Origin of the sequence: Streptomyces colonosanans, from assembly GCF_001866645.1 — a bacterium.
Taxonomy (GTDB): domain Bacteria; phylum Actinomycetota; class Actinomycetes; order Streptomycetales; family Streptomycetaceae; genus Streptomyces; species Streptomyces colonosanans.
This window is the reverse complement of the sequence record NZ_MLYP01000157.1, coordinates 1-495: the sequence shown is the minus strand read 5'-3', so window position 1 is coordinate 495 and position 495 is coordinate 1. Positions and strand designations below refer to the sequence as shown.

1 protein-coding gene is annotated in these 495 nt (G+C 67.5%); it reads right to left on the bottom strand.

All coding sequences use genetic code 11. The features are described from left to right. Positions 1 to 495: methyl-accepting chemotaxis protein (locus BIV24_RS30960; protein ID WP_143064718.1), on the bottom strand; the 495-nt coding region annotated here is incomplete at both ends.

Below are 495 nucleotides of genomic sequence, written 5' to 3'. Positions count from 1 at the left end.
TCTTCAGCTCCAGGATCTCGCCGCGCGCGTCGATGTCGATCTTCTTGGTCAGGTCACCCTTCGCGATGGCCGTGGTCACCATGGCGATGTTGCGCACCTGGCCGGTGAGGTTGGACGCCATCCGGTTCACGGACTCGGTGAGGTCCTTCCACGTGCCGGCTACGCCCGGGACGTGCGCCTGACCGCCGAGGATGCCGTCCGTGCCCACCTCGCGGGCCACCTTGGTGACCTGGTCGGCGAACGAACTCAGCGTCTTCACCATGGTGTTGAAGGTGTCGGCGAGCTGCGCGACCTCGCCGCGCGCCTCGATCGTCACGGTCCGCGTCAGGTCGCCGTTGGCGACGGCCGCCGCGACCTGGGAGATGTTGCGCACCTGCATGGTCAGGTTGTTGGCCATCAGGTTGACGTTGTCGCTGAGGTCCTTCCAGATGCCGGTGACGCCGGGCACATGCGCCTGACCGCCGAGGATGCCCTCGGTGCCCACCTCGCGGGCCA